17 protein-coding genes are annotated in these 17,562 nt (G+C 38.3%); 6 read left to right on the forward strand and 11 right to left on the reverse strand.

The features are described 5' to 3' along the window. The first annotated feature begins 158 nt into the window (after positions 1 to 158). Positions 159 to 1,652 carry a ribosome biogenesis GTPase Der gene (gene der / locus ACFFHK_RS01065; RefSeq protein WP_382367989.1) on the forward strand — a complete coding sequence of 498 codons (1,494 nt, stop codon included), beginning with the start codon at positions 159 to 161 and terminating at the stop codon, positions 1,650 to 1,652. A gap of 38 nt (positions 1,653 to 1,690) precedes the next feature. Here der and ACFFHK_RS01070 read toward each other — a convergent pair whose 3' ends face one another. Then, positions 1,691 to 2,560: an EamA/RhaT family transporter gene (locus tag ACFFHK_RS01070; RefSeq protein WP_382367992.1), complete on the reverse strand. Its 870-nt coding sequence runs from the start codon at positions 2,558 to 2,560 to the stop codon at positions 1,691 to 1,693. A 98-nt stretch (positions 2,561 to 2,658) separates the two neighbouring features. Here ACFFHK_RS01070 and folC point away from each other — a divergent pair, with 98 nt between their 5' ends. After that, positions 2,659 to 3,981 (forward strand): bifunctional tetrahydrofolate synthase/dihydrofolate synthase, encoded by a 1,323-nt coding sequence (folC, locus tag ACFFHK_RS01075; protein WP_382367995.1) that lies wholly within the window; start codon positions 2,659 to 2,661, stop codon positions 3,979 to 3,981. A gap of 50 nt (positions 3,982 to 4,031) precedes the next feature. Here the strand turns inward: folC and ACFFHK_RS01080 are convergent, their stop codons facing one another. The 8 genes from ACFFHK_RS01080 to ACFFHK_RS01115 form a co-directional block, all read right to left on the reverse strand. After that, positions 4,032 to 4,979 (reverse strand): ribose-phosphate pyrophosphokinase, encoded by a 948-nt coding sequence (locus ACFFHK_RS01080; RefSeq protein ID WP_382367998.1) that lies wholly within the window; start codon positions 4,977 to 4,979, stop codon positions 4,032 to 4,034. A 49-nt stretch (positions 4,980 to 5,028) separates the two neighbouring features. Next, positions 5,029 to 5,907: a 4-(cytidine 5'-diphospho)-2-C-methyl-D-erythritol kinase gene (gene ispE, locus ACFFHK_RS01085; protein ID WP_382368001.1), complete on the reverse strand. Its 879-nt coding sequence runs from the start codon at positions 5,905 to 5,907 to the stop codon at positions 5,029 to 5,031. Continuing rightward, entirely contained in the window at positions 5,907 to 6,536 is a 630-nt protein-coding gene (gene lolB / locus ACFFHK_RS01090; protein WP_382368004.1) for a lipoprotein insertase outer membrane protein LolB, read from the reverse strand. The genes ispE and lolB overlap by 1 nt, the downstream gene beginning before the upstream one ends. Before the next feature lie 924 nt (positions 6,537 to 7,460). Then, positions 7,461 to 7,964, reverse strand: a complete 504-nt coding sequence (locus tag ACFFHK_RS01095) for a hypothetical protein (protein WP_382368007.1) — start codon at positions 7,962 to 7,964, stop codon at positions 7,461 to 7,463. A gap of 18 nt (positions 7,965 to 7,982) precedes the next feature. Continuing rightward, the gene (locus tag ACFFHK_RS01100) at positions 7,983 to 8,921 is read right to left on the reverse strand and encodes a hypothetical protein (RefSeq protein WP_382368010.1); all 939 of its coding nucleotides are present in this window, start codon (positions 8,919 to 8,921) and stop codon (positions 7,983 to 7,985) included. A gap of 103 nt (positions 8,922 to 9,024) precedes the next feature. Beyond that, on the reverse strand, positions 9,025 to 9,222 hold the full coding sequence (locus tag ACFFHK_RS01105) for a hypothetical protein (protein ID WP_382368013.1): 198 nt from the start codon (positions 9,220 to 9,222) through the stop codon (positions 9,025 to 9,027). Then, the gene (locus ACFFHK_RS01110) at positions 9,219 to 9,602 is read right to left on the reverse strand and encodes a type II toxin-antitoxin system YafO family toxin (RefSeq protein ID WP_382368016.1); all 384 of its coding nucleotides are present in this window, start codon (positions 9,600 to 9,602) and stop codon (positions 9,219 to 9,221) included. The genes ACFFHK_RS01105 and ACFFHK_RS01110 overlap by 4 nt, the downstream gene beginning before the upstream one ends. A 52-nt stretch (positions 9,603 to 9,654) precedes the next feature. After that, positions 9,655 to 10,164 (reverse strand): hypothetical protein, encoded by a 510-nt coding sequence (locus tag ACFFHK_RS01115; protein WP_382368019.1) that lies wholly within the window; start codon positions 10,162 to 10,164, stop codon positions 9,655 to 9,657. 558 nt (positions 10,165 to 10,722) lie between these two features. Between ACFFHK_RS01115 and ACFFHK_RS01120 the strand changes: the two genes are divergently transcribed. Both ACFFHK_RS01120 and ACFFHK_RS01125 read left to right on the forward strand, forming a co-directional pair. Next, a complete protein-coding gene (locus tag ACFFHK_RS01120) occupies positions 10,723 to 10,956 on the forward strand; it encodes a hypothetical protein (protein WP_382368022.1) in 234 nt (77 codons plus the stop codon). A gap of 10 nt (positions 10,957 to 10,966) precedes the next feature. Next, complete coding sequence (locus ACFFHK_RS01125; protein WP_382368025.1) at positions 10,967 to 12,247, forward strand: hypothetical protein; 1,281 nt, start codon at positions 10,967 to 10,969, stop codon at positions 12,245 to 12,247. A 330-nt stretch (positions 12,248 to 12,577) separates the two neighbouring features. Here the strand turns inward: ACFFHK_RS01125 and grpE are convergent, their stop codons facing one another. Further along, complete coding sequence (gene grpE, locus ACFFHK_RS01130) at positions 12,578 to 13,168, reverse strand: nucleotide exchange factor GrpE (protein WP_382368028.1); 591 nt, start codon at positions 13,166 to 13,168, stop codon at positions 12,578 to 12,580. A gap of 180 nt (positions 13,169 to 13,348) precedes the next feature. Here grpE and ACFFHK_RS01135 point away from each other — a divergent pair, with 180 nt between their 5' ends. After that, on the forward strand, positions 13,349 to 14,269 hold the full coding sequence (locus ACFFHK_RS01135) for an NAD(+) kinase (protein ID WP_382368031.1): 921 nt from the start codon (positions 13,349 to 13,351) through the stop codon (positions 14,267 to 14,269). A gap of 73 nt (positions 14,270 to 14,342) precedes the next feature. Next, positions 14,343 to 16,019 carry a DNA repair protein RecN gene (gene recN / locus ACFFHK_RS01140; protein WP_382368034.1) on the forward strand — a complete coding sequence of 559 codons (1,677 nt, stop codon included), beginning with the start codon at positions 14,343 to 14,345 and terminating at the stop codon, positions 16,017 to 16,019. A gap of 136 nt (positions 16,020 to 16,155) precedes the next feature. Here the strand turns inward: recN and ACFFHK_RS01145 are convergent, their stop codons facing one another. Continuing rightward, the gene (locus tag ACFFHK_RS01145) at positions 16,156 to 17,364 is read right to left on the reverse strand and encodes an aromatic amino acid transport family protein (RefSeq protein WP_382368038.1); all 1,209 of its coding nucleotides are present in this window, start codon (positions 17,362 to 17,364) and stop codon (positions 16,156 to 16,158) included. Between the last annotated feature and the right edge of the window lie 198 nt (positions 17,365 to 17,562).

A 17,562-nucleotide genomic window follows, 5' to 3' on the forward strand; every position in this document is an offset into this window, starting at 1 on the left:
AAACCTAAATCTAAATTTAGCTAAGAATATGATGAACTGAATTTATATTACTTTATCAACAAATAGGAGAGCAGAAATCTTGATAAAAGGTTAGGATTCATCAAGAAATCAGCTATAATGTGCGACATTTTTGGAAAATTGAAAGGTTTGAGGTGATTATGACTCCTGTCATTGCGCTTGTAGGGCGCCCCAATGTTGGTAAATCAACATTATTTAACCGTTTAACTCGTAGTCGTGATGCACTTGTCGCAAATTTCCCTGGATTGACACGCGATCGCAAGTATGGTCAAGGTCAAATAAATGGTATGGAATTTATTGTGATCGATACTGGCGGGATTGATGGCTCAGAAGAGGGGATTGAAGAAAAAATGGCGGAACAATCGCTATTGGCGATTGATGAAGCAGATATTGTATTGTTTTTGGTTGATGCGCGTGCAGGTTTAACGCCAGCTGATATTGGGATTGCACAATATTTACGTCGTCGTGAGAAATCAACCATTGTCGTTGCTAATAAGATTGATGGCATTGATGCAGATTCACACGTTGCTGAATTTTATCAATTAGGATTAGGTGAAATCGCACAAATTGCGGCATCACAAGGGCGCGGTGTTACACAATTAATTCAAGACGTATTAGCTCCTTATCAAACAGAAGAGAATTTAGCTGAAGACGTTGCTGACGAAGCGTGGCAAGATGATTTTGCGTTTGAGCAAGATGAGGATATGTTACTCTCTTTAGCAGAGGCTGAGGAAAGCATAGAGGAAGAAGAGCAAGATAAGCCAATTAAAATTGCGATTGTTGGGCGTCCGAATGTTGGAAAATCGACGCTTACAAACCGTATTTTAGGAGAAGATCGGGTCGTGGTATATGATATGCCAGGTACGACACGGGATAGTATCTATATTCCTATGGAGCGAGATGGGCAGCAATATACGATCATTGATACCGCTGGTGTACGTAAGCGTGGCAAGGTAACGTTAACTGTTGAAAAATTTTCAGTGATTAAAACGTTACAAGCGATTCAAGATGCAAATGTGGTGTTACTGACAATCGATGCACGGGAAGGTATTTCAGATCAAGATCTTTCATTATTAGGCTTTATCTTAAATGCAGGGCGTGCGTTAGTGATTGTTGTTAATAAATGGGACGGTTTAACTCAAGAGATCAAAGATAATATTAAATCTGAACTAGATCGTCGGTTAGATTTTATAGATTTTGCACGAGTGCATTTTATTTCTGCCTTGCATGGTAGCGGTGTGGGGAATTTATTTGATTCTGTTACGGAAGCTTATCAATCAGCCACCAAACGCTATTCTACCTCATTGTTAACTCGTATTTTGCAAATGGCGACAGATGAACATCAACCGCCAATGATTTCGGGAAGAAGAATTAAATTAAAATATGCTCACCCAGGTGGTCATAACCCACCAATTATTGTGATCCATGGTAACCAAGTTGATAAATTGCCAGACTCTTACAAACGCTATTTATCAAATTATTATCGCCGTAGTTTGCAAATTATTGGTTCGCCAATTCGTCTGTTGTTCCAAGATGGGGAAAATCCTTATGCGGGGAAACGGAATACATTAACGCCAAATCAGTTGCGTAAACGTAGAAGATTGATGAAATTTATTAAGAAATCGAAGAAATAATTAGAAATGGCTTCTCAATATGAGAAGCCATTTTATTTTTATAAAACAGGCACTAACAACAAAATAATCGCCGCAACCCCTAACCCAATACCAATAAAGTTAATTTTATTCAGTTTTTCTTTAAAGCCAACTAGACCAATCATTGCCCCCAAGATCATTACCCCAATATTCATGCCAGCAAACACCAGCGATGGATTTTCGCTTAATTGTTGATGCGCTTTAATATAGAACAAAATATTGAGGAAGTTTAATCCCCCTAGTACTAACCCAGCCAGCATACTTTTCCCTTGCCAACGTGTTTTGGTAAAAATTAAATAGGCAAAAATAAAACAGCCAGCAATCACAAAAGAAGTAAATAGCGCAAATGGAAAGGCAACGTCAAATTTTGCAATTTGTTTAAAGAGAATATCAATCACACCATAACCAAACCAAACGAGAACCAAGAATAAGAAACTTTTGATTCCATTGCCGCTATGTGCTTGGTGGCTTGATTTAAATACTAAGGCAAATAAAGCAAGGAAAGCGCAAAAAATCGCCAAGCCTTTTTGTGGTGTTAAGGTTTCGTGGAAAAACAAAAACGCAGCCAGAATGGGTAAGAATAGCGATAAGCGTTGTGCCGCATCTGCACGAGCAATACCACTAATTTCTACTGCTTTTGCCATCACTAAAAAGATTGTTGGTAAGAGAAATCCAAGTAAGAGAAAAATTGCACTATGTTCATTTTGACGAATCGCATCGCTAAATGATAACCCCATAAAATCAGGCTGTAACACAAAATAGGTTAGGGTACTTGCCATCAGATAGTTACAGGCAATCGCTTGTGAAATCATAATTTGTTGGCTGCGTGCGATTTTTAAAAATACACTCACTGCGACACTGCACAGAATAGCAATTAGTAAAGACGACATAATGGTTTTATCCTTATTCTTCAAGAAATCATTAATGACAGCTGGCGATTTTAGGCAATATTCACTATGATACGCAAGCACAAACTAAGGATAACGGTATGATACAGAAAGATTTAAACGTAAATTCACCATTAGGGGAGTGGTTAAGCTATTTAGAACATTTACATAGCAAAAATATTGATATGGGGTTAACGCGAATTAAACATGTTGCCCAACAATTAGATTTATTACATTCCAATGCGTTTGTGATTACGGTAGCGGGGACGAACGGTAAGGGAACAACCTGCCGATTATTAGAAACTATCTTACTTAATGCAGGTTATCGTGTTGGCGTGTATTCCTCGCCACATATTTTACGTTATAACGAACGAGTGCGTATTCAAGGACAAGAACTTGATGATCAACAACATACCTTAGCATTTGCGACGATTGAACAACAACGTACCCCATCATTAACTTATTTTGAATTTAGTACCTTAGCGGCACTTTGGCTATTTCAACAGGCGCAATTAGATGTGATTATTCTTGAGGTTGGCTTAGGGGGACGCCTTGATGCAACAAATATTATCGATACTGATTTAGCGATTATTACTTCGATTGATATTGATCATGTGGCGTTTCTTGGAGATACCCGAGAAAAGATCGGTTTTGAGAAAGCGGGCATTTGTCGCAAAAATACACCGCTGGTTGTCGGGGAACCTGATTGCCCAGAATCAATTAAACAACACGCACAGGCATTACATTGCCCAACATTGTATCGAGGAAAAGATTTTAACTATCAACTAAATCAAGATAGTTGGCATTGGCAATCTCATCAGCAAAGTTGGCAGGATTTACCGCTTTGTCATATTCCACTGCAAAATGCCGCTACTGCGTTAGCTGCATTGCAATTTTTACCGTTTAACATTGAAGCACAGATAATTCGACAAAGTTTGGCAACAGTAGAATTAGCGGGGCGTTTTCAATTTTTAAATGTGGCACAACGCCAGCAACTGGCTAAACGTTTTGGTTTAGATGCGAAACAAATGCCACAAATTGTGCTGGACGTTGGGCATAATCCACACGCAGCACGTTATTTAGCCTCTCAGTTACAACAGCAAAAAAGGAATTACAGCAAGATTTATGCGGTATGTGGCGTATTACAAGATAAAGATGCAGAAGGGGTCTTATTACCGCTGTTACCACTTATTGCCGATTGGGTGTGTGTACCATTAGCAGGAGAGCGAGGACAATCAGCAGAGCAGTTACAAAGTAAACTAAATGTGATAGCCAAAAAAAATGATCAAGTCCTGAATTCTATCGCAGTAACATCAATGTTACAGGGTGTGGAATATACGTTAAATCAGAGTGGTAAAACAGACTTAATTTTGTTATTTGGATCATTCCATACCGTAGCAGATTTTTTGCTATTATTGGAATAGGCTAGTAAGAAAAGAACCCTGCTATAAAGCAGGGTTTTTGAAAAAAGAAATTAATTAAACATTGCAGAAATAGATTCTTCATTACTGATACGGCGAATAGCTTCTGCCAACATACCAGACAATGTTAATATTCTTACTTTATTTAAGGCAATAATTTCTTGACGAAGTGGAATCGTATCCGTTACCACAATTTCATCTAATGCAGGACTTGCGATATGTTTTGCTGCTGCACCAGAGAATACCGCATGGGTTGCATAAGCAAATACACGTTTTGCCCCACGCTCTTTTAAGGCTTCTGCTGCTTTGCATAAGGTGCCACCAGTATCAATCATATCATCGACCAAGATACAATCACGACCAGCCACATCACCAATAATATGCATGACTTGAGCAACATTAGCACGTGGACGGCGTTTATCAATAATCGCCATATCGGTATCATTTAATAATTTAGCAACTGCTCTCGCACGCACCACACCGCCAATATCTGGAGAAACCACGATTGGATTTTCTAAATCTTGTTTTTTCAAAATGTCGTCGATTAATACAGGCGAACCAAAAACGTTATCTACTGGAACATCAAAGAAACCCTGAATTTGTTCAGCGTGCAAATCACAAGTCAATACACGGTCAACGCCAACATTAGAGAGGATATCTGCAACGACTTTTGCTGTAATTGGCACACGTGCAGAACGGACACGACGATCTTGGCGAGCATAACCAAAATAAGGCACTACTGCAGTAATACGACCAGCAGAAGCACGGCGTAACGCGTCGATCATCACAACTAATTCCATTAAATTATCATTGGTTGGTGCACAAGTGGATTGCACGATAAACACATCGGAACCACGAACATTTTCATTGATTTGCACTTGAATTTCGCCATCGCTAAAACGACCAACGATTGCATCACTAAGAGAAGTATAAAGACGTTCAGAAATTTTCTTTGCTAGTTCTGGTGTTGCGTTACCAGCAAACAGCTTAATATCAGGCATTGTAAACCTCAGTATTGGTGATTGAATATTCAGATTGTAAAACAATCCACTAAAGTGTTTTCTGTATTTCTTTTAGGGCAAGATATAAAGGCGATTCATTTACCCCTTTTGCAACAAACCCTGTTAAGTTAGCTGGGCGTTGTTGAAATACGGTTAAGGCACGATCTTGAGAATCAAATTCGGCAAAAATACACGCGCCAGTCCCAGTTAAACGGGTCGGTGCATATTGTACCAACCACTGAATAGCTTGTTCAACCTCAGGATAATGATCTCGCACAACTTTTTCGCAATCGTTTGTATAAACAGCAGAAAGTAAACTCTCCAAAGATCGTTTTGGTGTTGCTCTAGGTAAGTTTGGATCTTGAAATATTTTTGCGGTCGAGATGGAAACATCTGGTTTTAAAACTACAAAGTATTTTTCTGCTGGCAGGCAATAGGTAATTTTTTCTCCAACTCCCTCAGCAAAAGCCGCTTTACCATGAATAAAAATTGGTACATCTGCACCTAACTGTAAACCAAGATCAGCTAACTGCTGAATAGAAAGATTAGTTTGCCATAAAAAATTTAAGGCAACTAAAGTCGTGGCGGCATCAGATGATCCACCGCCGACACCTCCTCCCATCGGTAAATGCTTTTCTAAACGCAGAGTAGCGCCTAATTTACATTGTGTGGTTTGTTGTAATAATTTAGCTGCCCGATAGATAAGATTATCTGCTAATGCAACACCATCTAATTGATCTGGCAAAATAATTTCACCAGTGGGATTAATACTAACAGTTAACCAGTCGCCATAATCCAGAAATTGAAATAAAGTTTGTAATTCGTGATAACCATCAGGACGACGTTGATTAATATATAAGAAGAGATTTAATTTTGCTGGGCAAGGAAAACGAAATCTCTTGCTAAACCAAGAAGTTACATCTTTCATTAAAATTTCCACGTTTTAATTTGAATTTTTAATTTTTTACTAGGGCTACTAATTAATAAACTTTCAGGCAATGTTGGCGATACACTTTGATGATAATTCAGATATTGAGCTTGCCAGTTTTCGCCTTGCCATTGATAAGTAAAATGGCTCAGTAAGCCTTGTTGATTGATTACATAGTTTTGTGTTCCACTCGGTAAACCTTTGATCCAATTTGGAAACTCTTCCACAGGAAAATCAAAGCCAATCACATCTTGTAATAATTGGTGAATATCTTGGTTGGCGTAGTGATTTCCGTTATTATCAAAAATCACTGTATTATTAGCTGTTTTTTCAATCGTTAATGTACTACGGCTAAGTAAGGAAGAGAAAAATAGGCGGTAATGCTGTTTACCAAGATATTGCCAATGAAATGAAGAAGAAAAACGTTTATTGTTACCAATATAACCTAATTGACCATCTGCCGCATAATGATTGATAGCATTTACTGCTTGTTGGTGTTGTTGCCAGACAGGACTGGAATGCGGTAGCGTAACTTCTGGCGCAGTAAATTGCTCATTTGTTGCACAACCAACAAATAATAGCGTTACTCCTGAAATTAGCGCAAGGCGTAAAGTTGTTTGATTAATCACGATAGGTTCCTAGCTGAGTAAGAAAGAGGTTCTATTCTAATGGATATTGGTTGTGGTGCAAGTATTGTGAAAAAGAGAAAAGCAAAAAGAATAATTTTACTTTTTAACTAACTAAATGACTTTAGATATAAATAAATACTCCCCCCCCCCCTCACTGGCAACAGATGAGGGTTTTTCTTTTTATTGACATTCCGTTAAAGAGTAGAGCAAGATGAATCCAATCAATATGTCAGAGCCGATAAAAGGCTCTGTGTGTTGAAAAGATGAACACTGAAATGTGTTAAATCAAAAGCGATTACATTACTTTGCGGTAATAAGAAACGGAAACCCCGCCATTTAGCGGGGTTTTTGTTTATGTGGGGTTAGTCGACTATAATACACCTCTGCTATTTAGCAATGGGGTTGTTGTTCTATTCGTCAAGCCTTATCATGTCATACGGCGGAGTCAAGTATATGTGTTCATATAATTTATCGTATGACGACGGATGTAAGAGCTTTAGATACCAAGCTATATGGTTAATCCTGTCTTTCGTTATGGGTGTATTATGGTTGTTAAAATATGTTTTTATGCACTGCTTTAATTCTTTGCTGTACGTAAAGCTATCGTCTATGGTGTCATCGAATAAATAATCGAAACCATCATTCACTTTAACCTTTGTTGCTATCCTAACGAAAAAAGCATGACAAAAACGGCGGATCGTTATTCCGACATCACTTTCATACGCGAAACGGTCCATGATGCGACTTTCTATATACTCAACTTTTTTGGATTTGTCAGGCTGCTCGTATATTTCTTTCGGAATACTAAACCTCCAAAGCGACTGTTCATGTTTATATTTATCAGTAATATCTTCAACTCTGACTATAACTTCGCCGTCTTTTATGAACAAGTCATCATCAAGAGCCCTAAGCCCTTCATCAATTTCATCGTCTGGGAGACCATTTTGGGGGGGCATTATCACACAATTCTTCATATTCTTTGATTTTACGGTCGATTGGCCCGTATATCTGGTCGTACATAGAGTCTTCTAACAGTCGTTCAGCTTCTCTATTTGCCTCTTCGATTTCCTCCATAGCCTTAAAATCCAATTCATCCTCGAGTGTAAACCGCTTATTTTTGCGTTTGTCATACCCCATCGCTGCTAACTCAGCCCGTTTCTTTTCATATTTAGGAAGTGCTTCTGCTGATACTCCGGCAATAGGGTCTTTACTGAGTAGAAAATTGTCTAATGTGAAACGAATACCATCTTCTGCGATGATATATTTGGTAACACCATCATCGCCAGTTTCTATTTTCTGCACCCTATGCACATTCTCAAGTTTTTCGTTGTCGACAAGGGTGGCAAATACCAGTTTATCAGAGGGGTCGAATACCTCATCAATAAAATCGTATATGTCATCGAGCAGTAAGGTGCTTATGTATTCCATAGAATCTCCTTCAGTATTTTAGTTTGAATAGTACGCGTTTTTAAAATCGTCTTCATTCATTATTCTCAAGTCTTCTGGAAGACCCAAATCAGAATCGCAATCAGCTATCTGTTTATGTATTTCATATCTAATCGCCTCATAACCGTTTTCATAAACATCAGAAGGTATATAAAATATTTCATCAATGTATTCTGCGTATTGAGCGTAGCTACAGTCGATATAGTCAGAACCAAGAACACACAAATACAATTCGTATTTTCCGAACTCGTAATGCGAATCTTCATCAGTGTTATATACAGAATAAGTATCAGAATCGGCATCCTCGTATTCATTGTTATACGGATAATCAATGTGAAGGGGTCTTCTATCATGTCGCATCTTAAATGCTGTTCTAGTATTGACATGAGCAAGTGTTGTGATGTACGGTTCATTCACATCATTCAGGTTTAGTGGGGAATTTATGAATTCTTCAATCTCGTCTACCTGATTTTTCGTTTTTCCAGTAACAAGAAGTAGGAGAGCACGCTGAAAACGCCTTTGCATAGATGCTAGCTTTGTCTCGAGTGAAGAAACTTTACAGTTTGCAATATACAGGTCGTGTGTTAGCTTTTTATTATCTTCAACATAAGAATCAATAATTCCGTCAACACCATCTTCATACCGTTTCATATTACTATAATATTCATCTATTTTTTTCTGCATGTCGGGTATTATCTGTTCTTCGTATTTTTTAATTTTACTTTGCAGCTCGGGTATATCACGGTTTGTGTATCCGCTTATCCTATTTTTTAGATGGGGTAGTGTGACTGACTCGTAATGTTCAACCTTTTCTTTTAGCTCTTTGTTTATTTTCTCAAGATCGTGTATGACATCGACGCATGCTGCAATAGCGGCATCTGATTGTTTCTTTAGGTCATCAAAACCAAGAGTGTTTCTTAACCACCCTAAAAGACCCATAAAATCTCTCCATAAGTAAAAGTCCTCAGAGAAATTTTTATAAAAATTTTTCGGGAAATCAATTCTTGTTTTTCTAAAACCAGACTTCGATCACATAAAAGGGTTATTTGAAATTCGGATTGTCTTTTTCTTGGTCGATTTGTGACATCGTTTGGCGCATGAGGGCACCTGTCATTTTCCAGGCTTCATAGGTGTATTTGTATGGGTCGGGTTTATTACCGACTAAGGTCTTTTTAGATGTCGCAGGTGTGAGGTTAATTATTGAACCAAACCCTTTCAAGAAATGATTGAATTCTTTCATATGCTACTCGTCGAATTATACCCTTTAACGGTATAGAACGGGAGCGTTTTGAGACTGCTCAATTCTAGTGAATGGAACTTTTCTGCGTAATCGATGATGACATGTACGATACTGTCAATTTTAGTATGCGCATTAGGTGTAACAATGTCTAATATTTGGTAATACTCATCGTGGAAGTAATGACGAACATAAACAAGAAAATTATCACAAGTGCGGTGATAACCGTTAGGTGAGCGCCATGTTTTTAGATTGTAGTCAGCATCGGATAGTGCAATATGCAGTTTCTCAATTTGACTGTCTTTCGCACCAGCGTTATTGTTCAAATCACCATAATGCCCGAGAAAACTAGGGTATGTTTGCTTACCAGATTCCTCGAACAATGCCAAACCACGTGCAAAAACATCTATTTTGGGGAACGAGGTTAAATGCTGGTTAAGCGTGATGATTTTCATACCGTTTTGTGTTCTCGATAGCCGCTTTGGATACTTCTAGTAAATCTTCTTCTGTTAATGATAGCCCTTCAACATTGACGGTCTTTATTAACCCTTTCTTTTCACGGATTTTATATATCGTAGTGTCAAATTGGAATACCGCACTAGAGAACGCACGATAACGTTTATTGTAGATGGTATATATTTCTTCTTCATACTTATCAACAACCGACTTCGATGATACCTTGATAAGCTCTCTTGCTAATAATAGTAACTCAAACCTTTCGTCGTTGATTCTATACCCACTCGCTTTTAGTTTGGCGTTTACAGTACCGAGTGATTGTGTAAGGCGGTCAACAGCGATAAATATTTGTTCAATATCAGCGTTGTAGTCAAGGAGTTGGCGAACAGATGTGATGCTTTCTGTAATATCTCGTAGCGGTGTTGCAGCCGTAGAGTGTCCTGCTACCGCCGTAGCAAGCAATGCAGCGCTTATCACTGTCTTTTTCATAATTTACCCTCCGTTTTCATAGATTATCCGACATATGACATTAGTAAGTCAACAAATGCCATTTGAAAAATGACGGTTGAAGAATGTCGTTTGAAATGTGTCAGGGGAAATATTTCATTTTATATGGGTGGCGCGCAGAAAAGTGGGTGCCTGTTCCTTTTGCTTTTTCTGTACAAAAAGTCAAATTTAGGCTTTTGAACCTACTGCCAAAAATTATAAAGGCATAGGTCAGTATGTGTATGTCTTTGCTATTGTCGCCTATGCCTTATGTCTTTGCTACTGCCAGCCATAGCAGTAGCTGATGTGTTTAGCAACGTGCTAAACAACGGGAAGCCCTACACCGTTAAGCGTAGGGCAACAACCAAAGGAGACTATCATGGACGAAACGTTGCGAATCCTGATAGCCCTGATTATAACAGGATACATCTTGATTAAGATGTATTGATAATCAGACCAGTGGGGTGTAGCCATCCACCCCACTGATACCTTTGATTGTAATTGAAAACGTAACCCTGCGCAATCCCGTGCAGGGTTTTCACTTTTATAGGAGAAACAAATATGAAAACCAATAACGAAATCGAATTAATGATTAACAGCAACAACGCTGTTGAGATTGACGCTGACATGGAATTTGTCAGTGAATACGGTGCCGTCTATCAATTCGGAGACGGCGAGTATGACAATCAACCTGAATGGGAATTCGGGTGTGAGGTGTCAATGGAATCTCTTATCGACATGATGAGAGAAGAAGAAAGCTGGGAACTACTCCAGCTCAACTTAGGTAATCTATAAGGAGTTTTATATGACTACTGAAATTAAAAGTTCACCGCTAGTTGCACCTAGCGGTGAACAAACAGTCAATACACATTCAATAAATAATTTATTAAATAACGAGGTATCAACTATGAACACAATAAACCAATTCAACAACCCTGTCAACAACAAAGAGCACATGATAGAGCTTCTAAACCACTTGGATGCAGCGTTCAAACAACGCAACGTAGATAGAGATGGCTGGACACAAGCCAAAAAAGAGGTACGGGACATCTACCGTACCCAACTTGTAGAAGGGTTTAATAGCATCCTCTATGAGGGTTTGAGTGATGATGACATCATCGCCATAGTAGGCGGAGACATCGAAAGAGCTATGGACAATGTGTCAAATGCCCTTGAATGGCTGCGAAAAGCCAATGGAAAAATCGAATTTGTGTTCGACGATATATATTCAGTAGCCTTATTCGGGACACCGGAAGGGGGACAAGATTGGTACAAACTGGCGTATCCAACATTAGATGTAGTCCTACTCCCAGACCATACAGGTCATGCGCCGGTGGTAAATGGAGGAAAAGCGTCCATTGATGACGTGGACATCCCAGCGCTATATCGTTTCAAGGCATGGGGGTTAGTCAAGGACTGTATCAACGCGGTCGTATTCCATAAGAAATCAACCGCGACACAGGCATGGAAACGCTTGAACGCGGAAATATTAAGCACTGAATTCAAGTTCGGTGAGGAAACCGAAGAGGTTTACCAAAAAGATGGTTATGCGGTATGCGTAACAACTCAAGGATATGGGTGGAGAAAGCTTCGTGATTTAGAGGAAGAAGAGTTTAGAAGACTAAACCCAGCGAATCCGGACGAACGCCCATATGCGAACGATATAAGAAAACTTTCAGAGCAAATAGATGCTCTGAAAGAAGAGTATGAATTGCTCGAAACCAAGAAAGCGGTGCGTGATAAATGTGCACCTGCCATCAAAAACTTACTCCGATTCATGGAACAGGAGAATCTCAGAAATGAGGATAGAATCCGTGACGACGAGGCAAAAAAGGCGAAAGGTAAGATAAACCCTGACAAGGTATCTTTTCCATGCCCAGAGGCATTAGCTACAGGGAAGTGGAAGTTTGAGCATGGGATGGAAATACCGTATGCAGAGTTCAACATCAAAGATGCTGAGGCAATCACTGCATTCTTCAAAGAGCGTAGTAAGTTAAACGGGATAGAGAATGTCGCAGGAAAGGACAGAAATAGAGTCCTCCGCAAAGACAGATTAATCCAAAGTTTAAGAGGTGTTGACTACTAAACCAACAAGGACAGCGAAAGCTGTCCTTTCTTATATGTACACGCGATGTGCCTATAAGAAAGGACATGCTTAAAAAACCTCAATTTTTAAACACACCATATCCTCCCCAAACAGCCACCAGTCTTGCCGTTCAAACCCGCGCCTTACGGCAAGGGAAGAAAGGTAAAGGGCAAAGGGCAAAGGGCAAAGGGGGTAGAAGAAAGAGGAGGGGAAGATAGTAAGGGTAAAAGAAACCTTTTTAGATGGAGAAATGCTGAATTCTTGATAGAAAATTAAAAGGATTGAGCAAGTACTACCCAATCCTCTATTTTTCCTAATTAAATTATATAATTATGCTGCAATCATCACCATTGCAGGGCGAATAACCCGACCATTTAATAAATAGCCTTTTTGCAATACTGTGGTGATTTGATTGGTGGTAAAGCCTTCTGCTGGCTGCATTGAAATAGCCTGATGTAGGTCTGGGTTAAACGTTTCACCAACTACACCAACAGGTTCAATGCCAAATTTAGCAACGGTAGAAAGTAGGTCTTTTAAGGTAAGTTCTACGCCATCAAATAGTGCTTTTACACTTTCATCTTCAGAGGTATTGGGGGTAGAGGCTGCACGTTCTAAGTTGTCGATAACATTTAAAATTTCTTTAGCAAATTTTTCTAACCCAAATTTATGTGCTTTTTCAACATCTGCTTCGGTACGACGACGAATATTATCAATTTCTGCACGTGTTCTTAATAAAATATCTTGTTCTTTTTTTGCTGCCTCTTCTAATTGGCTTTCTAAGTCTTGAATTTTCGCGAGGGCTTCCGTTAATGGATCAGTTTCTTCAGCAATGTTTTCTGGTTGAGGATTTTCAGTCGTTGTATCTTGTAATTCTTCGTTTGCCATTACTTTTTCTTCATTTGCTGTTTGTTGTTCAGACATAGTTTTCTCCAAAATCAAATAGATGCTTTAACATCAGCTAGTTTAACAAAAAAACACTATTGCCGCTAATTATTCACGTTCAGATAGTGATTAAGTCAAATTTATCGACAAAAGTTGTGCTAATATATGCCTCATTTGGCGCAATTCAAGGATTGAAACAGTATCAACTGGGTAATTGTTATGCAAGAGTTTAATATAAAGGAGCATCGTCATTCATTGCACCGTTCATTTAGAACGATTGGAGTGGTTGGACAACCACGCCATGATGATCGTTTGCAAATGCATCAAGATTTATTTATCTGGCTTCGTCATCGAGGTTATCACGTTTTAGTTGAGCCAGAAGTGGGACAAGCACTCAAGTTAGATGCGCAACATATTGCAACGTTAGAGGAAATTGGTGCCGCGGCGGAGCTTGTAATTGTGATTGGTGGTGATGGCAATATGCTCGGGAAAGCAAGAGTATTATCACGTTATAACACGGCATTAATCGGCATCAATCGAGGCAATTTAGGTTTTCTTACTGATATTGACCCAGACCAAGTATATGCACAACTTTCTGCTTGTTTAGATCGAGGAGTCTTTTTTGTTGAAGAGCGTTTTTTGTTAGATGTGAATGTGGTGCGTAATGGAGAAGTGATTGCCGCAAATCAAGCGATTAATGAGGTGGTTATTCACCCAGCAAAAATTGTGCATATGATTGATTTCCAAGTTTATATCAACGATAAATTCTGTTTTTCACAACGTTCAGATGGGCTAATTATTGCCACGCCAACGGGCTCAACCGCTTATTCTCTGTCTGCTGGTGGACCAATTTTGACGCCATTATTAAATGCGATTACTTTAGTGCCAATGTTTCCGCATACGCTTTCCTCTCGCCCATTAGTGGTAGATGGCGACAGTAAATTACATTTCCGTTTTGCTCAATATAATATCCGACAACTGGAAGTGAGCTGTGATAGTCAAGTCAATATTCCATTCTGTATTGATGATGTGATTGTGGTAAAGAAGAGTGATCTACGCATGAAATTATTGCATTTAGAAGATTATAATTATTACAACATCTTGAGTTCGAAATTAGGTTGGCTAAAAAAATTATTCTAAATTAGCAAAGAAATACTTTACTGTATAAAAAAACAGTATATACTGATATTTATACAGTATTGGAGGGTTTCTTATGCTTACTCAATTACAAATTAATAATTTTGCGATTGTAAATCGGCTTACACTTGATTTTGCCTGTGGTATGTCTGTGGTTACAGGAGAAACAGGGGCTGGCAAATCTATTGCATTAGATGCGTTAGAAGTCTGTTTAGGGCAGCGTGTTGATAGTGGTATGTTGCGTTCTGGTGAAGGAAGAGCTGATATTAGTGCGGTTTTTTCGCTTCAAGATAATCCCGCTGCACAGCAGTGGTTAAAAGCGCATGAATTGAATGATGAAGATAATCCAGAAGAATGTATTTTACGCCGTACTATTAATGTAGATGGACGTTCGAAAGGTTTTATTAATAATCAACCTGTTCCTGCAGCACAATTAAGAGAATTAGGAGAATTATTAATTCAAATTAGTGGGCAACACGCTTCACAGCGGCTACTAAAACCAGAATATCAATTACAGTTATTAGATACATTTTGTCATAATCAGAGCTTGTTACAGCAATTATCTGATCGGTTTTATCATTGGAAAAAACAGCAACGTAATTTAGCCGAATTTCGGCAAAAATGTGCGGAAAATGAAGCAAGAAAACAGTTGTTACATTACCAAATTGAAGAGTTAAATGAATTTGCTTTAAAAGCAGGTGAGTTTGAAGAGTTAGACAGTACACAAAAGCGGTTGGCGAATAGTGATCTGTTAAATCGAGGTTCACAAGCTGTCTTGCAATTACTTGCAGAAAATGAAACTGCCAATATTGAGAATTTATTAAATAAAGCAACCCATTATGTAGATGAATTAGTTGAAGCTGATGAGCAGTTTAATAATGCACAACAGCTGTTACAACAAGCGCAAATTTATATCCAAGAGGCATTTTCAGAAGTACAACATTTAGCTTATCGTATTGAAGATGATCCTGAGTTATTAGTCCACACTGAAATGCGTATTAAGCAAGCATTGCAGTTAGCTCAAAAACATCGAGTTGAGGTAACTGAGTTAGTGAATCACCATCAACAACTGAAACAAGAATATACTCAATTAGCTGATTATATTGATGGTGAAGAATGTTTAATTGCGATAGAGCAGCAAGCCTATCAAAACGTATTACAAATTGCACAACAATTATCTGAGCGTCGCCAACAAGGGGCAATTTTATTAGCAAAATCGGTTACTCAACAAATTAAACAGTTGGCAATGGAAAATGCTGAGTTTGATATTCAATGTTCAATAGATAGAGAAAAAGTTACGGTAAATGGCTTTGATCAAGTAACCTTTATGCTGATGAGTAATTTAGGGCAGACAGCGCAACCATTACATAAAAATGCCTCTGGGGGTGAATTATCACGTATTGCATTAGTGTTACAAACATTAACATCAGATAAAAGTGCTGTACCTACTATTATTTTCGATGAAATTGATGTGGGAATTAGTGGTGCAACGGCAAGTATTGTTGGAAAGTTACTGCGTACATTAGGTGAAAAAGTACAAATTTTATGTATTACGCATTTGCCACAAGTTGCCTCACATGGGCATCAACATTATAAAGTAGAGAAGTTTAGCAAAGCGGGTAAGACAGAAAGCAAAGTGATGCTATTAAATAATGATGAGCGAATTGAGGAAATTGGACGTTTATTAGGTGGAAGTCAAGTTACACAAACTTCATTAGCCAATGCAAAAGAGTTGTTAGCCTTAGCGAGTTGAAAAATAAATAAACCACTTTTTGTTTTTGATGCTTAGTTAGCGTCAATCATGTCAAAAAGTGGTTTCTTATTTCATTATTTATTACTAAATGTGATAAATATTGTTATCGCAAAAATGCTAGTAAGCAATGAATAGGCTAGCCTACAACTGGTGGTAAATAACCAGCGGAAATTAGGAATGGCACATTCATAATGAGCAGTCCTAATAATAATGCAATGAATAATCCGAGATTACCACCGATGACACGATAAGGTAAATCAGGATATTTTCTACGTAAGACCCAAGCCATACCGACTGGTAGCACTAGACCGTAAAACGTGAACATTTGCCCTGCGTAAGTGAGTACAGCTAAAAAATCACGATAGAAGATTGCAAATAACAAAGTTGGCACAAAAGTAAGCAAACTTAGACTAATGCGAGAAGCCTTAATATTAATGCGTTTTAACAGATCGTCTAAGCAATCTACTAATGCTAAAGAAACACCTAAAAATGAGGTGATCAAAGCGAGTACTGAGAATGTACGCACAATCCAGCTAATAAAGAGGCTACCTGTTGCTTGATACGTAGCTTCAACTAAGCCATTTAATGTTGGATCATTACGAATAATTTGCACAAATTGTGATTGTTCAAATACACCATGTGTTGCCATTTGCCACAGAATATAAGCAACTAAAGGAATAGCAGTACCACCAATAATGGCAATACGTAAACGGCGAATATCGCCATCTAAATAATTATTAATGCTTGGAATAACCACATGGAAGCCAAAAGAGGTAAAGAAGACAGGGCTTGCAGAAATAATTAAGAAATGATGTAACGGCATTGCGCCAAGATTAGCTACTGTAACTTTTGGTAACATTAAGAATAATACCGATCCAAACGCAATTAATTTTGCAATAAATAAGAGGCGTGTAAAACCATCAACGGCACTTGTTCCAATAGTAACGATAATGGCAAATAAAACCACAAATACAAGAATAGCTAAGGTGTTAGCGTGTTCTCCAGCAAAAGTGAAATAAGGCGTGAACAGATCACCACCACCAAGTGAATACACGGTTAAAATAGCATACATAAAGATGACTAAAGAAAGGGTTGCTAAGAGCCGACCGATGAGACCAAAATGCTGTTCGGCTAAGGTTGCGATTCCAGCATCTTTGCGTGCTGCTTTTTGATAAACCTCTACAAAGAGTAAAGCACTATAAGAAAGTAATACCCATAAAATAAAGAGCAATAATAAAGTGGTAGTAAACCCCATTTCGGCAGAGGTTAATGGCATTGCTAGCATGCCTGCTCCAATGGTTGTTCCCGCAACAATGAGAGAACTGCCTAACGTTTTGTTTTTCATTATAAATGTCTCGCTAATTGTGAATGACGGGCAAATTCTATAAAAAACCTTTTACAATGTAATCCTTTTTTTACACTTTAAGTCTATATTTAGACCAATAGCTCATTTTTTGCGCGCAATAGTAACTATTTCGTCATAAGATTACGAGCTGTGAGAAGATCGTTTGATTAGAGATGACAGAACAATAAAGGGTGAATC

It is taken from the genome of Gallibacterium trehalosifermentans, from assembly GCF_042433055.1.
Taxonomy (GTDB): domain Bacteria; phylum Pseudomonadota; class Gammaproteobacteria; order Enterobacterales; family Pasteurellaceae; genus Gallibacterium; species Gallibacterium trehalosifermentans.